This is a genomic window from Streptomyces canus, assembly GCF_030815415.1.
Lineage (GTDB): Bacteria > Actinomycetota > Actinomycetes > Streptomycetales > Streptomycetaceae > Streptomyces > Streptomyces canus_F.
On record NZ_JAUSWW010000001.1, the window covers coordinates 2,918,722 to 2,938,752 of the forward strand.

The window sequence follows — 20,031 nt, forward strand, 5'->3', positions numbered from 1 at the left end:
TGCCAAGCTTGGCTTCATGCAGCTTTCCGCCGCCCCCTACGAAGAACGCCTCACCGCCCCCCGCTCGTGGTGGCTCATCTCGTTCCTGGTGGGGGTCTCCTTCGCTCTGATCCTGCTGCCGTTCGGCACACTGCCGCTGCTCGGCGGCCTGGTCGGCGGCACCGCGGTCGCGGCCGTCGCCGCCAGCTCGTACGGCTCGCTCCGTATCCGCGTGGTCGGCGGCTCGCTGATCGCCGGCGAGGCGAAGATCCCGGTCACGGCGCTGGGTGCGGCGGAGGTACTGGACGCGGAGGAGGCGCGCGCCTGGCGCACCTACAAGGCCGACACCCGCGCCTTCCTGCTGCTGCGCGCCTACATCCCGACGGCGCTGCGCGTGGAGGTCACGGACCCCGAGGACCCGACGCCGTACCTGTATCTGTCGACGCGGGAGCCGGAGCGGCTGGCGGAGGCGATCAAGCAGGCGCGGGACGCCGCCTAGAACGTTCGCGCGAGGCTTCACTCCGCGCGGACCCGCTTTCCGACGGGCCCGGAATCTCACGGAACTCTTACCGGGTTCCGCCGCCCTCCCCGTGTCCCCGCCCGAGCTCCTTCGCGATGTCCCCGATCTCCAGGGGGTGCGCCGGCGCCTCCAGCGGCGGGAGCGCGTCGAGCGTGTCCCAGGGCACCTGGAACTTGCGCAGGTCCGCGCGGATGCGTGCCGCGAGCTTCTTGGTGTCTCTGCGGTTCATGACCGCGCCCACGGCCGCGCCGACCATGAACGGCATCAGGTTCGGCAGGTTCCGGACCATCCGCTTCATGATCTGCTGCCGCAGCTGCTGCTTCATCGGGCCGCTGAGAGCGGAGTTGATCGTCGACGGCTTGGTCACGTCGATGCCGCGCTCCCCCGACCAGGAGTTCAGATACGCGGTGCTGCGGTCCTTGAGACCACCCGGCGGCCGCACGCCGTAGACCTCGTGGAGCTCGGCGATCAGCTTCAGCTCGATCGCCGCGACCCCGGTGATCTCCGCGGCCAGCTCCGTCGGCATGGCCGGCGGGACAGGCAGCATCGCCGCCGCGCCGATCCCGGCTCCGACGGTCGAGGAGGCGTTCGCGGCGCCCGCCACGAGCTTGTCGGCGATCTGCTCGGGCCCGAGGCCGGGAAACTGCCTGCGGAGCGTCTGGAGGTCGCGTACGGGGATCCGCGGGGCGTTGTCGATGATCCGGTCGGCGAGGTACGCCAAGCCCGCCCTGGCGCGGCTGCCGCTTCTGCGGACGCCTTCCCCGACCTTGTCGCGCATCACCGCGACCCGTCGCCTGGCGACGGGCGCGGGATGGTCCGCGGACGCCGGGAAGTCACCCCGGCCGGCCGCGGGTTCGAGCGAGGCTCCCGTACCTGATGAGCCCCGCTCGTCGTCACGCGCACCGTGAGGGCCGTCGGACGGCCCTTGGTCCGCTCCCGGCAGGGGGGAGCGGCGCTTCCAAGGAGGGGTCGAGCCAGTCACGGCCGACCCGCCCTCAGTCGCAGTCGCGGCAGATCGGCTGACCGTTCTTCTCTCGGGCCAGCTGGCTGCGGTGGTGCACCAGGAAGCAGCTCATGCAAGTGAACTCGTCCTGCTGCTTGGGCAGTACCCGGACGGCCAGCTCTTCGTTCGAGAGGTCCGCGCCGGGCAGTTCGAGGCCTTCGGCGGCTTCGAACTCGTCGACATCCACTGCGGAGGTCGACTTGTCGTTCCGGCGAGCCTTCAGTTCTTCAAGGCTGTCCGAATCGACGTCGTCGTCGGTCTTGCGTGGGGTGTCGTAATCCGTTGCCATGTCGCTCTCCCCCTCTGGGTGTCTGCGGTGTCTCCAGCGCACGTAACGCGTGAGAGGCCGGACTTGTGCCCGACCCGAGGCGGAGATTTTGCCTCACATCAAGGTCTGTTACTCAATCGACACCCAACCGGACTCCTCATGAGTGATCGGCTGGGATGGCGATGGGGACCGTACACGGTCCGAATGCCGCACTTCAAAGGCGTCTCCCGTGTACTTCCCGTGATCAAGCCCCTCGAAAACCCGGACTTTCCCGGCTTTCCGACAGCATTCCTGATCACTGACAGTAGATGGCCGGAAATTCGCCCTTGTGATCGATCACACACGGGACGGCTCGACGAGTGCCCAGAAAATTCCGCGCAAAGCGAACATCCCCGTGTGTCGGCGACATGATCTCAGATCGGCAGGGTGACCCGCATCACGAGGCCTCCCCCCTCTCGCGGCTGTGCGTAGATGTGCCCGCCGTGCGCCCGGGCAACCGAGCGGACGATGGACAGTCCGAGACCGACACCCTTGTCGCTGCCGGTGCGATCAGCACCCCGGAGCCGCTTGAACGGCTCGAAGAGGTTGTCGATCTCGTACGCCGGAACGACCGGGCCCGTGTTCGACACGACCAGAACCGCCTGGCCGTGCAGGACCTCGGTGGTGACCTCGACCCAGCCGTCCTTCTGCACGTTGTACCGCACGGCGTTCTGCACGAGGTTCAGCGCGATCCGCTCCAGTAGCACGCCGTTGCCCTGGACGACCGCGGACTGCCGCTCGCCGCGGATCACGACGCCCTTCGCCTCGGCCTCCCCGTGCACCTGGTCGACGGCCTGCTCGGCGACCTCGGCGAGGTCCACGGGCTTGCGTTCGATGATCTGGTTGTCGCTGCGGGCGAGCAGCAGCAGGCCCTCCACGAGCTGCTCACTGCGCTCGTTGGTGGCCAGCAGCGTCTTGCCGAGCTGCTGGAGCTCCATGGGCGCGCCCGGGTCGGAGAGATGCACCTCGAGCAGGGTGCGGTTGATCGCGAGGGGTGTCCTCAGCTCGTGCGAGGCGTTGCCGACGAACCTCTGCTGGGCCGTGAAGGCCCGCTCCAGGCGCTCCAGCATGTCGTCGAAGGTGTCGGCCAGCTCCTTGAGCTCGTCGTCCGGGCCGTCCAGCTCGATCCGCCGGGCCAGGTCCGAGCCGGCCACCGCGCGTGCGGTCCGGGTGATCCGGCCCAGCGGTGACAGGACCCGGCCGGCCATGGCGTAACCGAACGCGAAGGCGATGATCGCGAGGCCGAGGAGGGCGAGGAGGGAGCGGCTGAGGAGGTTGTCGAGGGCAATCTGGCGCTGGTGGTCGATGCAGTCGCTGATCGCGGAGTTGAACTGGGTGAGCGTCAGGCCGGTGGCGTTGTTGACCGCAGGGCAGTCGGAGCTGGAGACCCTGACGTCGTTGGTAGCGGTCACGATCTTGAACGGCGGCTGATTGCCCGTGCTGATGGCCTGCGCGGCCAGCAGGTAGATGATCGACAGCAGCAGGATGCCGGCGATCAGGAACATGCCGCCGTACAACAGCGTGAGCCGTATGCGGATGGTCGGGCGCAGCCAGGGGAACGGCGGTTCGACCCGCCGCGGGTCCCAGGTGGGCTTCGGAGGCGCCCCGGGAGGCGCGGGTGCGGCGGCCACGGCGGATCAGATCCGGTAGCCGGAGCCGGGCACGGTGACGATGACCGGCGGCTCGCCCAGCTTGCGGCGCAGGGTCATGACGGTGACCCGGACGACGTTCGTGAACGGGTCGGTGTTCTCGTCCCAGGCCTTCTCCAGGAGCTGCTCCGCGGAGACGACCGCGCCCTCTGAGCGCATCAGCACCTCCAGGACGGCGAACTCCTTGGGCGCGAGCTGCACCTCCTTGCCGTCCCGGAAGACCTCGCGGCGGTTCGGGTCGAGCTTGATGCCGGCGCGCTCCAGGACGGGCGGCAGCGGCATGCTGGTGCGGCGGCCGAGGGCACGCACGCGTGCCGTCAGCTCGCTGAACGCGAAGGGCTTGGGCAGGTAGTCGTCGGCGCCGATCTCCAGGCCCTCGACACGGTCGCTGACGTCGCCGGACGCCGTGAGCATCAGCACGCGCGTGGGCATGCCGAGCTCGACGATCTTGCGGCAGACGTCGTCGCCGTGCACCAGCGGGAGGTCACGGTCGAGGACGACCACGTCGTAGTCGTTGACGCCGATGCGCTCCAGGGCGGCCGCACCGTCGTACACGACGTCGACGGCCATGGCCTCCCGGCGCAGTCCGGTGGCCACCGCATCGGCGAGCAGTTGCTCGTCCTCGACGACGAGTACGCGCACGTCGCTTGTCCTTCCTGTGTCCACCCGCGTAGCGCTGCAAGGGCACGCGGGCAGGGGCCTTGGTGAGTGTGTTGACCTCCATCCTGCCCTTTTCGGCCATAAGTCGGCTGTAAGACGGGGAAGGGCCGTCTGAAGGCCAGGTTGGGCCCGGGTGAAGGTCAGGTGTGAAGCCGGGGAATGCGAGATTTTCTCGTCGGGTTGAGGTTTCCGTGGAAGAGAGCGCGGGGAGGACGGATTTACACCCCGCGATCACGCTCTGCATGTGCCGCAGCACCATGCGGTGCACCGCAATCCGCTTTCCGCAGAGCGGGCGTGGGTGTCCGGCGCCGCCGCCGCCCAGCAGGGCAGCGCTGGGCATCTGCTGGAGGCGTGATCGCCCCTTCCTAACGGCACACCCCCGTGCCACCGACCCACGACCCAGGACGAGGGGGCGCAGCATGGACGCATTCACCGCAGGACTTCTGCAGCGCATAAGGGCGACCGAGACCGACCTGACGCGGGCTCGCAACGAGGGCGACGACTTCCTCGTCGAGGTGGAGCAGGGCGAGCTCGAAGACCTGCGCCGCCTCGCCGCCGAACATGGTGTGGAGGTCAGCGCCTAGCGTCTGATCGGCTTTGAGCACGACCGTGGGCCCCGGTGAATCCAGCACCGGGGCCCATTGGCGTGCGTTCCGTCGGTGCCCGTCAGTCGTGCCAGGCGCCGAAGTCCTCCAGGAGCCGCTGGAGGGGCTCGAAGACGCCCGGGGTGCCGGCGATCGCCAGATCCCGTGCGGGGCGCTCTCCGGGGCGTCCACCGGTCAGGGCGCCCGCCTCCCGGGCGATCAGGTCGCCCGCAGCGAGGTCCCAGGGGTTGAGGCCGCGTTCGTAGTAGCCGTCGAGGCGGCCCGCGGCCACGTCGCACAGGTCCACCGCCGCCGATCCGCTGCGGCGGATGTCCCGGAGCAGCGGGATCAGCTGCTGGGCGACCTCGGCCTGATGGGCCCGGACCTCCAGGACGTAGTTGAAGCCCGTCGAGACCAGCGCCTGGTCCAGGGGCGGTGCCGGGCGGCAGGCCAGCCTGCGTTCGCCCTCCCACGCGCCCGTGGCCCAGGCGCCCTCACCCTTCACCGCGTGGTACGTCTCGCCGCGCATCGGGGCCGCCACCACTCCGACGACCGTCTCGCCGTCCTGCTCGGCCGCGATGGAGACGGCCCAAGTGGGCAGGCCGTACAGGTAGTTGACCGTGCCGTCGAGCGGGTCGATCACCCAGCGGATGCCGCTGGTGCCCTCGCTGGAGGCGCCCTCCTCGCCGAGGAAGCCGTCGTCGGGGCGGTGGGAGGCGATCAGGTCCGTGATCAGTTTCTCCGCCGCGATGTCCATCTCGGTGACCACGTCGATGGGGCTCGACTTGGTGGCGGCCACCGCCAGATCGGCCGGGCGGCCGTCCCTGAGGAGGGCACCGGCCTTGCGGGCGGCCTCCTGGGCGAGCTGAAGCAGTTCCGTGTGCAGAGGGGCGGTCACGGGGTTCCTCACGCGTAGGGGCTGTCGGCGCCCGCCGCGGCGGGGTGGGGGGCACGGGACGGGCAGCAGCCGACCGGGCAGAGGTTGTGGCTCGCGCCGAGTGCGCCGAGGGCGCAGGGCGTAACGGCCTGGCCGCGCTCGACCGCGGATCGCTCCAGGACCAGGTCGCGGATCGCGGCGGCGAACCGCGGGTCGGCGCCGACCGTGGCCGAGCGGCGCATCGGCAGCCCCAGCTCCTCCGCCTTGGCCTTGGCCTCCGTGTCGAGGTCGTACAGGACCTCCATGTGGTCGGAGACGAAGCCGATGGGGGCGATCACCACCGCGGGGGCGCCGGACGCGTGGCGCTCCTCCAGGTGGTCGCAGATGTCCGGCTCCAGCCACGGGATGTGCGGGGCGCCCGAGCGGGACTGGTAGACGAGCTGCCAGGGATGGTCCACGCCGGTGCGCTCGCGGACCGCCTCGGCGATCAGCCGCGAGACCTCCAGGTGCTGCTCCACGTACGCGCCGCCGTCGCCATGGCCCTCGACCGGGCCGGAGGTGTCCGCCGACGCGTTCGGGATGGAGTGGGTCGAGAAGGCGAGGTGCGCGCCGTCCCGGACGTCCGCGGGGAGGTCGGCGAGGGACCGCAGGACGCCCTCGATCATGGGCTCCAGGAAGCCCTCGTGGTTGAAGTAGTGCCGCAGCTTGTCGATCCGGGGGAGCTCGACGCCCTCGGCCTCCAGCGCCGCCAGCGAGTCGGCGAGGTTCTCCCGGTACTGGCGGCAGCCCGAGTACGAGGCGTACGCGCTCGTGGCGAGGACCAGGATGCGGCGGTGGCCGTCGGCGACCATCTCGCGCAGGGTGTCTGTCAGATACGGGGCCCAGTTGCGGTTGCCCCAGTAGATCGGCAGGCCCAGGCCGTGCTCGGCGAAGTCCTTGCGCAGGGCGTCCAGCAGGGCGCGGTTCTGGTCGTTGATGGGGCTGACCCCGCCGAACAGGAAGTAGTGCTGTCCGACTTCCTTCAGGCGTTCCTTGGGGATGCCGCGCCCTCGCGTCACGTTCTCCAGGAACGGGACGACGTCGTCCGGGCCCTCCGGGCCGCCGAACGAGAGCAGGAGCAGGGCGTCGTAGGGGGTGGCATCGAGCGCGTCTCGCATGGGTCGATCCTGTCATCCGGTACTGACAGCCGGGAAACGGCGGGGGGTGACGGACGGAGTTCCGGGACGACCCGCCCGCCAGGTGCATGAGGGTCACCTGACTCGTAAGCTGTATCCGCCGCCTTCACGCCTTACTGGACTGTCGGCATCCACCGCCGATCCCGTCCGACCGGAGACCCTCGTGCCGAGCCCCTACCTCGCCCTGTTCGCCGCCCCCGGCAGCAAGGGCTTCTCCGCCGCGGGGTTCGTCGGCCGGATGCCGTTGTCGATGATGGGCATCGGCGTGGTGACCATGGTCTCCCAGCTCACCGGGCGGTACGGGCTCGCCGGCGCGCTGTCGGCCACCATGGCGCTGGCCGCGGCGGTGGCGGGCCCCCAGGTCTCGCGGCTGGTGGATCAGCACGGACAGCGGCGGGTGCTGCGACCGGCGACGCTGATCGCACTCGTCTCGGCGGCCGGGCTGCTGTTCGCCGCGCACTACCGGTGGCCCGACTGGACGCTGTACGTGTTCAGCGCGGGCATCGGATGCGTGCCGAGCATCGGCGCGATGATCCGCGCGCGGTGGGCCGCGCTGTACGGCGGGACGCCGCAGCTGCACACCGCCTACTCGTTCGAGTCGGTGATCGACGAGGTCTGCTTCATCTTCGGGCCGATCATCTCGATCGGGCTGTCCACGGCCTGGTTCCCGGAGGCGGGGCCGCTGCTCGCCGCCTGCTTCCTGGCGGTCGGCGTCTTCTGGCTCACCGCTCAGCGCGCCACCGAGCCCGCGCCGCACCCGCGCGAGAAGCACGGCGACGGCGGCAGCGCCCTGCGCTCCGCCGGGCTCCAGGTCCTGGTGGCCACCTTCGTGGCGACCGGGGCCATCTTCGGTGCCGTCGACGTGGTCACCGTGGCCTTCGCCGACGAGCAGGGCCACAAGGGCGCCGCCAGCATCGTGCTCGCCCTGTACGCGGCGGGCTCCTGCGCGGCCGGCCTCGTCTTCGGGCTGCTGCGCTTCAAGGGGGCGCCCGAACCTCGCTGGCTGCTGGGCATATGCGCGATGGCCGTGAGTATGATCCCCCTCCTACTGGTCGGAAACTTGCCGTTTCTGGCCGTGGCGCTGTTCCTGGCGGGCCTGGCCATCGCTCCCACGATGATCACCACGATGTCCCTCATCGAGCAGCACGTACCACGCGCGCAGCTGACCGAGGGCATGACCTGGATCAGTACCGGGCTCGCGGTCGGAGTCGCACTCGGCTCCTCCGCGGCCGGCTGGGTCATCGACGCGGCCGGAGCGCGCGCCGGGTACGGGGTCCCGGCGGTGTCCGGGGCCGTCGCGGTCGCGGTCGGTTTTCTGGGGTACCGCCGGCTCAAGGGGCCGGCTCCGGGTCGGGGAGGCACCGTTGAGCAGCACAGCGAGCGGCAGGAACGGCACGTGGCGTAACTGGGGTGGGAACGTCGCCGCCCGTCCCGCGCGGGAGGTCACTCCCGCCTCGGTCGAGGAGCTCGCGGACGCCGTACGGAAAGCGGCCGCGGACGGCCTGAAGGTGAAGGCCGTCGGCACCGGGCACTCCTTCACCTCGATCGCCGCCACCGACGGTGTGTTGATCCGTCCTCAGCTGCTGACCGGTATCCGCGACATCGATCGTGAGGCCGGGACAGTCACCGTGGAGGCCGGGACCCCGCTCAAGAGGCTCAACATCGCTCTCGCGCGGGAGGGCCTGTCGCTCACGAACATGGGCGACATCATGGAGCAGACCGTCTCCGGCGCCACCAGCACCGGCACGCACGGCACCGGCCGTGAGTCCGGTTCGATCGCCGCCCAGATCAAGGGCCTGGAGCTGGTCACGGCCGACGGTTCGGTGCTCAGCTGTTCCGAGAAGGAGAACCCCGAGGTCTTCGCGGCCGCCCGGATAGGCCTCGGCGCCCTCGGCATCGTCACCGCGATCACCTTCGCGGTGGAGCCGATCTTCCTGCTGACGGCCCGCGAGGAGCCGATGCCCTTCGACAGGGTGCTCGCCGAGTTCGACGAACTGTGGGCCGAGAACGAGCACTTCGAGTTCTACTGGTTCCCGCACACCGGCAGCACCAACACCAAGCGCAACAACCGCAGCGCGGGCCCGGAGAAGCCGGTGCCGCAGATCCAGGGCTGGATCGAGGACGAGTTCCTCTCCAACGGCGTCTTCCAGGTCGCCCAGTGGGTCGGCCGCGCGGCGCCCGGGACGATCCCGGCGATCGCCCGGATCTCCAGCAAGGCCCTGTCCGCGCGGACCTACACGGACATCCCGTACAAGGTCTTCACATCGCCGCGCCGGGTGCGCTTCGTGGAGATGGAGTACGCCGTCCCGCGCGCGGCCGTCGCCGAGACGCTGCGCGAGCTGAGGACCATGGTCGAGCGTTCCGGCCTCAAGGTCAGCTTCCCGGTCGAGGTGCGCACGGCGCCGGCCGACGACATCACCTTGTCCACGGCGTCGGGCCGCGACAGCGCCTACATCGCGGTGCACATGGTCAAGGGCACGCCCTACCAGGCGTACTTCACCGCCGCCGAGCGCATCTTCACGGTGCACGAGGGGCGTCCGCACTGGGGCAAGGTGCACACGCGCGACGCCGAGTACTTCGCCGGGGTCTATCCCCGCTTCGGCGAGTTCACCGCGCTGCGGGATCGGCTCGATCCTGAACGTCGGTTCCAGAACGACTACTTGCGGAGGGTGTTGGGCCCGTAGCGCTCGGTGGGCGTGGCGGACGGGGTCTCCGGGGCGGGCGAAGTGGGCGTGCCGTCACCGGACTTCGAGTTCCGTTTCGGGTGATTCCGTGAAGTGCGCCACGTTCAAGATCCCTGAATTCGCGCGGGAGGCCGTCAAGTCCGGTCTGTTGCCAGAAGTCGGGCGGCGCGCCAATCCACGCACGTGGTCCAAATGGAGTACTGTTGCGAGCCCTGGATCCGGTCTCCCGCCAGGGCGTCCATGGCTCCAAGGACCGCCAGGAGGGGGCTAGTTGCACAGGGTGACGGATTTGGTCACTTAGCGTTGCGAATAGGTAACCGTGCCATAACGGCGTTCCAGGGCTCGTGCCCGACACGCCGGGCAACTCGGCAAGGTTGTGGCAGGCTGCACCCGGGCAGGCCACACTCGACTAGCGGAAGCAGCGACGCACGTGACGTCGGCAGGCACCACCCGGGAGGTCCCCATGCCCGAACTGCGTGTCGTGGCCGTCTCGAATGACGGCACACGGCTGGTGCTGAAGGCTGCGGACAGCACGGAGTACACGCTTCCGATTGACGAGCGTCTGCGCGCCGCGGTACGCGGCGACCGTCCCCGCCTCGGCCAGATCGAGATCGAGGTGGAGAGCCATCTCCGCCCCCGTGACATTCAGGCACGTATACGCGCCGGTGCGACGGCCGAAGAGGTCGCGCAGATGGCCGGCATCCCCGTGGACCGCGTACGCCGCTTCGAGGGCCCTGTGCTCGCGGAGCGCGCGTTCATGGCCGAGCGGGCACGCAAGACACCCGTCCGCCGCCCCGGCGAGAACGCGGGCCCCCAGCTCGGCGAGGCCGTCCAGGAGCGCCTGCTGCTGCGCGGCGTCGAGAAGGACACCGTCCAGTGGGACTCGTGGCGCCGCGACGACGGCACCTGGGAAGTCCTGCTGGTCTACCGGGTCGCGGGCGAACCGCACTCGGCGAGCTGGACGTACGACCCGCCCCGGCGGCTCGTCCAGGCCGTCGACGAGGAGGCACGCTCGCTGATCGGCGAGTCCGACGACCTCGCCGTGCCGGAGCCCAGCTTTCCGTTCGTCCCGCGGATCGCTCGGCTGCCGCGCGACCGTCCGCTGGACCGCGCCCTCGAACGGGGGCCGAGCCTGCCCGTGCCGTCGACCGATCCGGTCGAGGAGGCCACGGCCGAGCGGGACTCGCTGACCAGCCTGCTGGAGGCGGTGCCGAGCTTCCGGGGCGACCTGGTGGTCCCGGAGCGCCCCCCGGAGCCCGCCCCGCCCATGGAGGAGCCTCCCGCCGAACCCGAGGTGGAGGAACCCCCGGCCCCGGCGGCCTCGGCCGGTTCGGCCTACGCGGACGTCCTCATGCCCCGTTCGGTCGGCAGCCACCGCGACCGCCTCACCGGCTCCACCGACCGCCAGGCTGAGGCCGACGGCGTCCGCCCCGGACGCCGCGCGGCGGTCCCGAGCTGGGACGAGATCGTGTTCGGCACGCGCCGCAAGAAGCAGGAGTAGCCGGTCGTACGGCTGTGGAGACGGCCGTACGAGGATGAGGGCCCGCGCCGGTCGGCAGCGGGCCCTCCGGCTTGTGCGACACGAGTACGGCCGGGCGGCTGAAGAGGGGGACAGCCCGTCAGCGCCGCGTCGAGCCGCCCCCCGCTCAGCCCTCGCGCCGGGTCACTGAGGGTCGGGACCCACGGCGACCGGCCGGGACGGGTCCGACGACCACTCCGACCAGGACCCCACGTACAGAGCCGCCGGAATCCCGGCGACCGCCAGGGCCAGCACCTCGTGCGCCCCGGAGACGCCCGAACCGCAGTACACCCCGACCTCGGAGCCGTCGCCCGCCCCGAGGGCCTTGAAGCGCGCGCCCAGCTCCTCCGCGGGCAGGAAACGCCCGTCCGGCCCCACGTTCTCGTTCGTCGGCGCGGACACGGCGCCCGGGATGTGCCCGCCGACCCGGTCGATCGGCTCGACCTCACCCCGGTACCGCTCCCCCGCCCGCGCGTCGAACAGCACTCCGGACCGCGCCAGCGCCGCCGCCGCGTCCGCGTCGAGCAGCCCCGCCGGTCCCGGCATCGGCCGGAAGTCGCCCTCGGCGAGAGCGGGACCGGGCACCGACGACTGGAGGGGCCCCTCCCACGTCGGCAACCCGCCGTCGAGGACCCGCACGTCCGGGTGACCCGTCCAGCGCAGCAGCCACCACGCGCGGGCGGCCGCCCAGCCCTGTCCCCCGTCGTACACGACCACCGGCACGGAGGCCGACACACCCGCCCGGCGCATCGCGGCGCCGAACTCCGCGACATCGGGCAGGGGATGCCGGCCGCGCGGACCGGCGGCGGACGCAAGTTCCCTGTCCAGGTCGACGAAGACGGCGCCCGGGATGTGCCCGGCCGCGTACTCGGCCCGGCCGTCGAAGGGGGGTCCCCCGGCCGCCTTGGCCACGCTCAACTGCCAGCGGACGTCGAGCAGTACCGGCGGGTTCTCGCCCGCGAGTTCGCTCACGAGTTCGGATGCGGAGATGATGGCGTTCATGGCCACCATCCTCGCGTACGGGGTGGCCGCATCGCCCATGTCCGGCTACTCTGCTCCGCCGGGCAGGCCCGATCACGAGGCGTACGGGATCGGGCACATGCTGTACAGCCGATCGACACCTGTGGACAATCGCGCAGAAGCGGACGGGAAGCCGCACACCGGGCATTCCGCGGACACGGGCCACGGAGCGGCGGCGCGCCCGGAGCGCGCCGTGCCACGGGTGGTGCGAGCATCGGCACCGGGTTCCGGAGAGCGGCGGCGACGCGGCCGCCGCGAGGGGTCGAGGAGAGAGTGACGATGACCGGCGAGACGCACACCCCCGGCACGCCCTGCTGGGTGAGCCTGATGGTGCACGGGCTGACCACGACCCAGGACTTCTACGGCGAACTGTTCGGCTGGGAATTCCAACCCGGTCCCAAGCAGCTCGGCCCCTACGTCCGGGCCCTGCTGGACGGGGAGGAGGTCGCCGGAATCGGCCAGCTTCCGCCCGACCGCCACCTCCCGGTCGCCTGGACGCCCTACCTCGCCTCGGACGACGTCGACCTGACCGCGGAGACGGTACGGCTGTGCGGCGGCACGGTCGGGGTCGGCCCGCTGGACGCGGAGGACGCGGGCCGGCTGGCCATCGGATCCGACCCCTCCGGCGCGGTCTTCGGCATCTGGCAGGCGGGAGCGCACCGCGGCACGGGTATCTCGGGCGTCCCCGGCACACCGGCCTGGCACGAACTGCTCACCTTCGAGACGGCGAGCGTCACCAAGTTCTACGAAACGGTCTTCGGCTATGACGAGGAGCCGGTGGTCTCCGCCGACCTCGACTACGTCACCCTCCATGTCGCCGGCCACCCGGTTGCCGGAGTCCACGGCGTCGGCAACTGCCTCCCCCGCGACCGGGGCCCGCACTGGATGACGTACTTCGAGGTGGCCGACACCGACGAGACCCTCTCCCGCCTCACCGGCCTCGGCGGACACATCCTGAAACCGGCCCACGAGAGCCCCCACGGCCGCGTGGCGACGGTGGCGGATCCCGAGGGGGCACGCTTCTCGGTGGTACAGGTACCTCGCTGAGGCTCGTCTCCGCCGACGCGGGACGTGCGGGGTCGGTGATCGGGCCGACGGCGGTCATCGGCCGTCCAGACCCAGGGAGCGGGCGCGGAGCACCGGCCAGGCGGCGAAGGACAGTGCCGCCATCACACCGAAGTAGTGCCAGGTGCCGCTGTCGAGCAGGGCGCCGCCGAGGATCGGCCCGGCGAAGAAGCCCAGGTAGCGGAGTTCCAGCGCGCCGAAGAACGCCCCCTTCTCCGCGTCGGGCGCGAGGCGGTGGGTGACGAGGTCGGCCATCGGCATCAGGAGCGCCTCCCCGACGGTCCAGGCGAGCACCCCGGCCAGCAGGACCCACAGTCGGCCGCCGGAGGTTCCCCAGCACAGGAAGGCGACGGCGAAGCCGGTGCAGCCCACCCCGGCCTGCGCCGGGAGCGTGGTGCGCCGGGCGAGCCACGCGGCCGGCCACTGGTAGGCGAAGCCCAGGACGGCGTGCACGGCGAACACCACCGCGAACAGCGTCGGGGCGCGGTCACCGGACTCTCCCTTGAGGTAGAGGGGGATCACCGATTCGAGCTGGGCGAAGACCAGGGTGATCAGAACGGCCGAGACCAGCACCAGCCGGAACCGCCCGTCGCGCAGGGAGTGCGTCCAGGTCCAGCGCCCCTGACGGGCGGCCGGTACACGGACGTCCAGCACCCGCAGGGAGTCGCGTCGCGCGTGGACCAGCAGCACGCAGCAGGCGAACAGCGCCGCGGAGACGGCGAAGAGCGCCCGGTGGGAGACGCTGTAGGCCGCGGCACCCGCGAGGGGGCCGAGCGCGGCGCCGGCCGACACGGTCATGAACCGTATGCGGAAGACCAGTTCGCCGCCCTCGCCCGCGGCGAGGCTCATCAGCTTCTTCAAGGACGGCCCGACCAGCATCAGCGCACCGCCCAGGCACACGATCAGGGGCAGCACCAGCACCGGCGCGGTGACGGTGGCGAGGGCCGCGGCCAGCAGCGCGTAGAGGACGAGGCCTGCGCGCAGCAGACTCCCGGCCCCGGCGCGGTCGGTGATGGCTCCGCCCGCCAGCGCCCCCACCGCACCGACCAGGGCGATGGAGCCGGTGAAGGCGCCGATCGCGGCCGGCGGCAGCGAGGTGATGTCGGCGAGATAGAGCGCCAGGAAGGGCATCATGCCGAAGAAGGCACAGGAGTTGATCAGCGAGCAGAGTGCCAGGACGCGGACCGTCCGGTCCCCGATGAGGTCCGCGAAGCCCGCCTGGCGCACCTGGGTGGTCGTCGTCATCGCAGGACCCGTTCCGTCTCCGCGCGCATCTGCGCCCACAGCACCTTGCCGGCCTCGGTGAACTCCGCCGTGGGCTCGCCCTCGATCTCGTCCAGGCCCTTGGCGAGCAGATCCGCGTTCTGCCGCGTCAGTTCGCGGTGGATCTCCCGACCGGTGCGGTCGTGGGCGCGGCGGTGGAACGCGGTGATGCGGGCGAAGGCATGGACGGCCATGAGCATGCCCCACAGGGGGCGCGGGTCCTTGCGCACCGGGGAGTTGAAGGTCGCCCCTTCCGCGACGGTCACCAGCGGGTCCAGTTCCAGGAGCAGCATCAGCCGAAGGTGTGAACTCTCGTGCAACAGGTGCTCGGCGGTGTAGTGGGTGGCGCTGAACGGCTGAGCCGCCTCCGACAGGAACACCGCGCCCATCAGGATCGCCTCGGTGAACGAGGAGTGGAACTCGGAGGCGTAGGGGACGACCACCCGGGTGTAGGCGCGGATCTCGGTGGCGAGTTCGGGCCAGACGTCCTCGATGAGGGCGAAGGCCCGGGAGATGTCGGTGATGTCGTCCTCGCCGATCTCCCGTACGGCGAGGTCGGAGCGGGGGTAACCGGGCTGCGGCTCATGGGAGTTCATGGACGTGAAGTGGCGCGCGATCCAGGGACCGGCGTTGTCGATCTCGATGTCGGTTCCGGCGATGACCGGTCGCCGCACACGCCGGGCGTTCCCCAGCCGGGCATCGCCCGCACCGTGGATGTAGGAGGCGGGCACGGCGGCGGAGCCGTCGCGGACGATGCCGTCGCCGTCCTCGCGGATCACCAGCCGGTGCACGGGGGTGTCGAAGACCAGGTGATGGCGCACCTGGGGGAACCGCACCTCGGTGACGGGCGCGGGCGACCGCACGTCGGTGCCCTCGGGGTCCGCGGCGGGGCCGGTGGCGTGGGGCAGGGCGACGAACCGCGCGAAATGCGTGGACCAGGCGCGGATGAAGTCGGCGTCCTTGCGCTGGGCCGCGAGCATCAACTGCCGCCACAGGTAGGGGAAGACCGGATGGGACAGGAGCCGGTGCGCGGAGTCGTCGTCCAGTGCCGCGAACCGCTGCCCCCACAGGGTCAGTTCGGCCTCGGTCGGCTCGCCCGCGAGCTGCCCCAGCCGCTTGGTCACCCGCGGGACGGAGGCGCGGAGCTTGGCCACGTAGGCGGGCAGGACGGGGTCGTCGTCCCCGGCGAGGGCCAGATGGCCGCCGAGGAAGTCGGTGGTGGTCATGGTGAGGTCCTGTTCGGAGAGAGTGGCGACGGTGCGACGTCCGGCAGGCCGCGGCGGCGGAGGAACGGCTCGATGCGCGGCTGGTCCAGGCCGGTGAGCTCGTGGAACAGGGTCATCGCGGCGCGGGATCCGCCGGCGGCGAGCATCGTGCGGAGCGCCTCGCCGCTCGCGCGGGTGAGGCCGCCGCGCTTCTCCAGCGCCTCGACCAGGTTCGCGGCGATGATCTCGGACCAGAGATAGGCGTAGAAGCCCGCGCCGTAGGGGCCGTGGAAGACGTGGTCGAAGTAGCCGGAGCGGTAACGCGGCGGAATCTCGGGCACTGTGTCCAGCCCCCAGCGAGCGGCGCCCCGCGCCTCGATCCGTGCGGCGTCCCAGTCCGCGTTCCCGCCCTGGTCGTCGGGTCCGTCGGGAAGCGTGTGCCAGGACCAGTCCACCGCGGCCGCGCCCAGGATCTCCACCAGCAGATGCACTCCGCCGGTGCTGTGGCGCTCGCTCACCTGTTTGATCCAGTCCGGGGGCAGCGGCTGTCCGGTGCGGTGGTGCCGGGCGTAGTGCTCGAGGAGTTGCTCGTCGAATGCCCAGGTCTCGTGGACCTGGGCGGGAGCCTCGGAGAAGTCACGGGGGACGCCGGGGGCCGAGTGCGCCGGATAGCGGACGTCGGAGAGCAGTGCGTGCAGGGCGTGTCCGAACTCGTGGAAGAGGGTGACGACTTCGGGCATGTCGAGGAGGCAGGGGCGCCCGGCGCCGGGCGGGGTGAGGTTGAAGGTGTTCACCACGACGGGCCGGGTCGCGGTGGTGTGTGCCTGGGGGCGCAGGATGCCCGTCCACGCGCCGCCTCGTTTGCCGGGCCGGGAGAAGACGTCGATCAGGAAGAGGCCCACCGTGCCGGCGTGTTCGTCGGTGACCTGGAAGACGCGGGCCTCGGGGTGGTGGGCGGTGAGGTCATGGCGTTCGGTGAACTCGAGGCCGTACAGGAGGCGGGCGCTGTGGAAGAGGCCGCGGGTGATGACGGCGTCCAGTTCGAAGTGGGCACGGAGTTCGTCCGCGGTGGGCCCTTCGGCGCCGGTCTCCCCTCCGTCGGCCGCGGGTCCCGCTGCCGCGTGGTGGGTCCAGTCCCAGGCCCGGATCCGGTGACCGGCCCTGGCCCGCAGCGCGCGGCGTTCGGTGTGTGCCGCGTGCAGGAGCGGCTCCGCCAGCCGCCGGAACATCGCCTCCACGGCCTTTGGGGTGCCCGTCGTCTGATCCTCGGTCGCCCATGCGGCGTACGACGGGTAGCCCAGGATGCGGGCCTGGCGGGCGCGTAACCGGGCGATCCGGGCGGCCCGTTGCTCGTTGTCCGCCCCTCTCCCGAGCGAGCGTTCGAAGAGGGTTCTCCGCGTGTCCCGGTCCCGTAGCTGCACAAGCGCCGGCTGGCTGGTGGACGAGGCGAGCGGCAGAACGTGCCAGGGTGCTGCCCTGCCGCGGCGCGCGGCCTCCTCTGCCATGGCCGCGAGCCGGTCGGCGGGCAGACCGCGCAGGGCGTCGGGTCCGGGCACCGCCAGGGCCTGGCGGTGGGCGTCCTCGATCAGGGTCTGCCGGTAGGCGGCACACTCCCGGGAGAGCTCGCGGTTGACCTCGCCGAGTTCCCGGGCGGCTTCGGCGGGCAGCATGGCGCCCACCCGCCGCATGCGGCGCCACCAGTGCACGGTCAGGGCCCGGGACTGGGGGTCGGTGATCCGGTCGCGCCCGGCGTGCACCGCGTCGATACGGGCGACCAGACGCCTGTTGCGGACGATGCGCCCTTCGTGGCGGGAGAGCAGGACGGCGATGTCCTGCTCCAGGTCGGTCAGTGCGGCCTCGCCGCCCGCGGTCACCTGGTGGGTGAACGCGTCGTGGATGTACTGCACCCGGGTGCCGGAGAACTCGAGCGCCTCGACGGTGTTGGCGAAGTCCGGCGGCGCCGGGTCGGCGGCGATGGCGTCGACCCGGGCCTCGCGCTCGGCGATGGCCTGCTCCAGCGCGGGCCGATAGTGCCCGGGGCGGATGTCGGCGAACGGCTGCATCCCGTGGGCGGCGGGAGGCTCCAGAAGCGGGTTCGGGCTCATCGGGCCGCCCGCATCCGTACGGCCAGTTCGTCCACGGCCCACTGGCGCAGCGGGCCGGTCCCGCCGTCGGTGCAGATGTCGCGCAGCAGGATCAGCGGGGACAGTGCCTGCCGGTCGAGGGAGGCCGACGCCACCAGGGCGCCGTGGGCCTGGTCCGGCTGCTCCAGCCGCAGGGAGCAGCGGGCGGCCTGGCAGTGGGCGTAGGAGGCGTACGGCGCGCCCAGCCCGGCGGCGATGCGGTACGCCTCGCGCGCCTCGGCGATCCGGCTCTCCCCCATCAGGAAGTCGGCCAGCCGTACGTGCGCCTTGGGATCGAGCGGGTCCCACTCGGTCATCCGTCGGTAGAACCGCTCCGCGCCCTCGATGTCCCCGCGGGCCTTGGCCGACCGCCCAGAAGTCTCGAGGACCGGGTGGACGTTCTCCAGCGCCAGGAGGCGGGTATCCCCGTCCGCGAGCGCCACGGCCTCCAGGGCGTATTTCTCAGCGAGTTGCAGCTGCCGGTCGACCTCCGCGTGGTCGCCCTCGAAGAACGGTATGAAGGCCACTCCGCGCCAGTAGATGGAGGTGTGCAGCGGCTCCATCTCCACGCCCGCCCGGTCGGCCACCTCGTCGGCGGCGGCCAGCCAGTACCTCATGTCGGCCAGTGCCTTCTGCTTCTCGCCCTTGGCGCACAGCACGATCATGTGGGCGGCGGCCCCGTACCGTACGGCCGGATCGAACTCCTCGGTGCGGGCGATGGCATCCATGACACCGCGGGCCCGCACGAACGCCGCGGCCGCGCTCCGGGCGTCCCCGGCGAGCTGTGCGTCGGCGTTGTGCCGGAAGTAGGCCAGCCGCAGGGCGTCCAGATCGCGGCCGACCGGGTCGGCGGGGACGAGGGCCGCGATGGTCTTCCAGAAGCCGAGCTTGGCCAGCGCGGTCACCAGGCGGGACCGGTCGCCGGTGGACAGCCCGGACCAGTTCTCGGTCAGGGCGCACAGGTTCTGCCAGCGGGCCGACCTCAAGGGTACGGGCAGGTCGCGGGGGTCGTCCGGGTTGGGCCGGCCGGGCTCCTCGGTCTTCAGCGCCTGCCTCAGCAGTCCGAGCGAGGCGATCTGGTGGACGGGAACGGGCAGGTCCTGTGCCAGGCGGCGGCCGACGTCGGCGGTGCACTGGGCGTGCAGAGGACCGCCGGGGCTCTCCAGATCGAAGTACGAGGCGAGGAGTTCGCGTGACCGGGGGGCCGGCTCCGGTGCGAAGGTGCCCCTCGGCGGCTCCTGCATCGGGGGCAGGTCGCCGACGTCTCCCTTGGTCCGCAGAAACTTCTCCACCGCCGGCTCCTCCGTCGTGGTCCTCTGTCGTCGATCGGCTGTCGTTGATCAGCTGTCGTGGTCCGCTGGGTGCTTGCCACGAAGCGTGATGGCCGCAAAGGGAGTTCGCCCTTTGCGGCCATCGCGAGCCCGCCTGGTCGCCAGGAGGGCAGGTCGCCTGATGTCGGAGATCAGACGGCCGGGGCGTAGTAGGCCACGCCCGAGACCGTGAGACCGAACTCCTCGGCCAGCTCGTCCGTCTCGACCTCGACCTCGGTGATCTGCTCGGCGTCCATGTCTGAACCTCCTGTGTCGACTGCGGCCCCGGGGTTTTCGGGGACAGGTCAAACGTAGGAGGTGCTTCTCGAAGATCCGCCGAGCATTGCTGGAGATCGACTCGAGAGACGGTCAGGGCATGCGTGAGCCGGGACAGGCGAGCAGGTGAGCGTCGTGCCGGGCGCTCAGCCGGTGGTGACCGGCAGCACGTCGGGGGACAACGCCGCCGCCCGTGCCGTGGCCGCGGTCATCCGGCGGCGGTGATGGCGACGGCACAGGACCTCGTACCCGATCGCTTCCGCCTGGTTGACGTCTCCCACGACCACCTGAGCGCCTTCCACGACCATCTCGCCCCCTATGGTGCGGGCGTTGTGCGTGGCGCGGGCGCCGCACCAGCAGAGGGCCTCGACCTGCAACACCTCTACGCGGTCGGCCAGTTCCACCAGGCGCTGGGAGCCCGGGAACAGTTTGGAGCGGAAGTCGGTCGTGATGCCGAAGGCATAGACGTCGAGGCCCAGGTCGTCGACGACGCGGGCGAGCTGGTCGATCTGAGCGGGGGCCAGGAACTGGGCCTCGTCGGCGATGACGTAGTCGGCGCGGCCGCCCTGGGAGAGGTGGTCGACCAGGTAGGCGTACAGGTCCTGGCCGTCCTCGACCTCCACCGCGTCCGTGACCAGGCCGAGGCGGGAGGAGAGTTTGCCCTCGCCCGCGCGGTCGTCCCGGGTGAAGATCATGCCCTGCAGGCCGCGCGCGGAGCGGTTGTGCTCGATCTGGAGAGCCAGGGTCGACTTCCCGCAGTCCATGGTTCCGGAGAAGAACACCAGCTCGGGCATGGGGAGTTGAGCACCTTT

18 protein-coding genes are annotated in these 20,031 nt (G+C 71.2%); 6 read left to right on the forward strand and 12 right to left on the reverse strand.

What is annotated here, in order from left to right:
- Nucleotides 1–16 precede the first annotated feature (16 nt).
- A complete protein-coding gene (locus tag QF037_RS13390) occupies nucleotides 17–478 on the forward strand; it encodes a DUF3093 domain-containing protein (protein ID WP_307024918.1) in 462 nt (153 codons plus the stop codon).
- 67 nt (nucleotides 479–545) lie between these two features.
- Here the strand turns inward: QF037_RS13390 and QF037_RS13395 are convergent, their stop codons facing one another.
- The 4 genes from QF037_RS13395 to QF037_RS13410 form a co-directional block, all read right to left on the reverse strand.
- A complete protein-coding gene (locus QF037_RS13395; RefSeq protein WP_307024920.1) occupies nucleotides 546–1,481 on the reverse strand; it encodes a hypothetical protein in 936 nt (311 codons plus the stop codon).
- Nucleotides 1,482–1,494: 13 nt separating this feature from the next.
- Nucleotides 1,495–1,791 carry a DUF4193 domain-containing protein gene (locus QF037_RS13400; RefSeq protein WP_005481602.1) on the reverse strand — a complete coding sequence of 99 codons (297 nt, stop codon included), beginning with the start codon at nucleotides 1,789–1,791 and terminating at the stop codon, nucleotides 1,495–1,497.
- A gap of 392 nt (nucleotides 1,792–2,183) precedes the next feature.
- Nucleotides 2,184–3,440, reverse strand: coding sequence for a sensor histidine kinase (locus tag QF037_RS13405; RefSeq protein ID WP_307024922.1), 1,257 nt, complete (start codon nucleotides 3,438–3,440; stop codon nucleotides 2,184–2,186).
- 6 nt (nucleotides 3,441–3,446) lie between these two features.
- On the reverse strand, nucleotides 3,447–4,100 hold the full coding sequence (locus QF037_RS13410) for a response regulator transcription factor (protein WP_046257092.1): 654 nt from the start codon (nucleotides 4,098–4,100) through the stop codon (nucleotides 3,447–3,449).
- Between the two features lie 437 nt (nucleotides 4,101–4,537).
- Between QF037_RS13410 and QF037_RS13415 the strand changes: the two genes are divergently transcribed.
- Complete coding sequence (locus QF037_RS13415; protein WP_199924513.1) at nucleotides 4,538–4,702, forward strand: hypothetical protein; 165 nt, start codon at nucleotides 4,538–4,540, stop codon at nucleotides 4,700–4,702.
- Between the two features lie 82 nt (nucleotides 4,703–4,784).
- Here QF037_RS13415 and QF037_RS13420 read toward each other — a convergent pair whose 3' ends face one another.
- Both QF037_RS13420 and QF037_RS13425 read right to left on the reverse strand, forming a co-directional pair.
- Nucleotides 4,785–5,600, reverse strand: coding sequence for an inositol monophosphatase family protein (locus QF037_RS13420; RefSeq protein ID WP_307024924.1), 816 nt, complete (start codon nucleotides 5,598–5,600; stop codon nucleotides 4,785–4,787).
- 8 nt (nucleotides 5,601–5,608) lie between these two features.
- Complete coding sequence (locus QF037_RS13425; protein ID WP_307024926.1) at nucleotides 5,609–6,736, reverse strand: ferrochelatase; 1,128 nt, start codon at nucleotides 6,734–6,736, stop codon at nucleotides 5,609–5,611.
- A gap of 181 nt (nucleotides 6,737–6,917) precedes the next feature.
- Between QF037_RS13425 and QF037_RS13430 the strand changes: the two genes are divergently transcribed.
- From QF037_RS13430 to sepH, 3 genes are all read left to right on the forward strand, one after another.
- Entirely contained in the window at nucleotides 6,918–8,159 is a 1,242-nt protein-coding gene (locus QF037_RS13430) for an MFS transporter (protein WP_307024928.1), read from the forward strand.
- Nucleotides 8,119–9,438, forward strand: a complete 1,320-nt coding sequence (locus QF037_RS13435; RefSeq protein WP_307024930.1) for a D-arabinono-1,4-lactone oxidase — start codon at nucleotides 8,119–8,121, stop codon at nucleotides 9,436–9,438. Before QF037_RS13430 ends, QF037_RS13435 begins: the two co-directional genes overlap by 41 nt.
- 463 nt (nucleotides 9,439–9,901) lie before the next feature.
- Nucleotides 9,902–10,939 carry a septation protein SepH gene (gene sepH / locus QF037_RS13440; RefSeq protein ID WP_307024931.1) on the forward strand — a complete coding sequence of 346 codons (1,038 nt, stop codon included), beginning with the start codon at nucleotides 9,902–9,904 and terminating at the stop codon, nucleotides 10,937–10,939.
- A gap of 162 nt (nucleotides 10,940–11,101) precedes the next feature.
- On the opposite strand, the gene QF037_RS13445 is transcribed toward sepH, so the two are convergent.
- Nucleotides 11,102–11,959 (reverse strand): sulfurtransferase, encoded by an 858-nt coding sequence (locus QF037_RS13445; protein WP_307024933.1) that lies wholly within the window; start codon nucleotides 11,957–11,959, stop codon nucleotides 11,102–11,104.
- 297 nt (nucleotides 11,960–12,256) lie between these two features.
- Here QF037_RS13445 and QF037_RS13450 point away from each other — a divergent pair, with 297 nt between their 5' ends.
- Nucleotides 12,257–13,024 (forward strand): VOC family protein, encoded by a 768-nt coding sequence (locus QF037_RS13450; RefSeq protein WP_307024935.1) that lies wholly within the window; start codon nucleotides 12,257–12,259, stop codon nucleotides 13,022–13,024.
- 54 nt (nucleotides 13,025–13,078) lie between these two features.
- Here QF037_RS13450 and QF037_RS13455 read toward each other — a convergent pair whose 3' ends face one another.
- The 5 genes from QF037_RS13455 to QF037_RS13475 all read right to left on the reverse strand — a co-directional run bounded on the left by QF037_RS13455 (nucleotide 13,079) and on the right by QF037_RS13475 (nucleotide 20,013).
- Nucleotides 13,079–14,287 carry an MFS transporter gene (locus QF037_RS13455; RefSeq protein WP_373463714.1) on the reverse strand — a complete coding sequence of 403 codons (1,209 nt, stop codon included), beginning with the start codon at nucleotides 14,285–14,287 and terminating at the stop codon, nucleotides 13,079–13,081.
- The gene (locus QF037_RS13460; RefSeq protein ID WP_307024938.1) at nucleotides 14,284–15,531 is read right to left on the reverse strand and encodes an aKG-HExxH-type peptide beta-hydroxylase; all 1,248 of its coding nucleotides are present in this window, start codon (nucleotides 15,529–15,531) and stop codon (nucleotides 14,284–14,286) included. Before QF037_RS13460 ends, QF037_RS13455 begins: the two co-directional genes overlap by 4 nt.
- A complete protein-coding gene (locus tag QF037_RS13465; RefSeq protein WP_307024940.1) occupies nucleotides 15,528–17,615 on the reverse strand; it encodes a M3 family metallopeptidase in 2,088 nt (695 codons plus the stop codon). Before QF037_RS13465 ends, QF037_RS13460 begins: the two co-directional genes overlap by 4 nt.
- Entirely contained in the window at nucleotides 17,612–18,925 is a 1,314-nt protein-coding gene (locus QF037_RS13470) for a hypothetical protein (protein ID WP_307024942.1), read from the reverse strand. The genes QF037_RS13465 and QF037_RS13470 overlap by 4 nt, the downstream gene beginning before the upstream one ends.
- A gap of 440 nt (nucleotides 18,926–19,365) precedes the next feature.
- Complete coding sequence (locus tag QF037_RS13475; RefSeq protein ID WP_307024944.1) at nucleotides 19,366–20,013, reverse strand: thymidine kinase; 648 nt, start codon at nucleotides 20,011–20,013, stop codon at nucleotides 19,366–19,368.
- Nucleotides 20,014–20,031 lie beyond the last annotated feature (18 nt).

What these genes read in the sequence shown, in the direction of transcription:
- QF037_RS13400 (WP_005481602.1), bottom strand. Translation starts at nt 1,791, where the DNA reads ATGGCAACGGATTACGACACCCCACGCAAGACCGACGACGACGTCGAT.
- sepH (WP_307024931.1), top strand. Translation starts at nt 9,902, where the DNA reads ATGCCCGAACTGCGTGTCGTGGCCGTCTCGAATGACGGCACACGGCTG.
- QF037_RS13390 (WP_307024918.1), top strand. Translation starts at nt 17, where the DNA reads ATGCAGCTTTCCGCCGCCCCCTACGAAGAACGCCTCACCGCCCCCCGC.
- QF037_RS13445 (WP_307024933.1), bottom strand. Translation starts at nt 11,959, where the DNA reads ATGAACGCCATCATCTCCGCATCCGAACTCGTGAGCGAACTCGCGGGC.
- QF037_RS13425 (WP_307024926.1), bottom strand. Translation starts at nt 6,736, where the DNA reads ATGCGAGACGCGCTCGATGCCACCCCCTACGACGCCCTGCTCCTGCTC.
- QF037_RS13460 (WP_307024938.1), bottom strand. Translation starts at nt 15,531, where the DNA reads ATGACCACCACCGACTTCCTCGGCGGCCATCTGGCCCTCGCCGGGGAC.
- QF037_RS13475 (WP_307024944.1), bottom strand. Translation starts at nt 20,013, where the DNA reads ATGCCCGAGCTGGTGTTCTTCTCCGGAACCATGGACTGCGGGAAGTCG.
- QF037_RS13415 (WP_199924513.1), top strand. Translation starts at nt 4,538, where the DNA reads ATGGACGCATTCACCGCAGGACTTCTGCAGCGCATAAGGGCGACCGAG.
- QF037_RS13465 (WP_307024940.1), bottom strand. Translation starts at nt 17,615, where the DNA reads ATGAGCCCGAACCCGCTTCTGGAGCCTCCCGCCGCCCACGGGATGCAG.
- QF037_RS13450 (WP_307024935.1), top strand. Translation starts at nt 12,257, where the DNA reads ATGACCGGCGAGACGCACACCCCCGGCACGCCCTGCTGGGTGAGCCTG.
- QF037_RS13455 (WP_373463714.1), bottom strand. Translation starts at nt 14,287, where the DNA reads ATGACGACGACCACCCAGGTGCGCCAGGCGGGCTTCGCGGACCTCATC.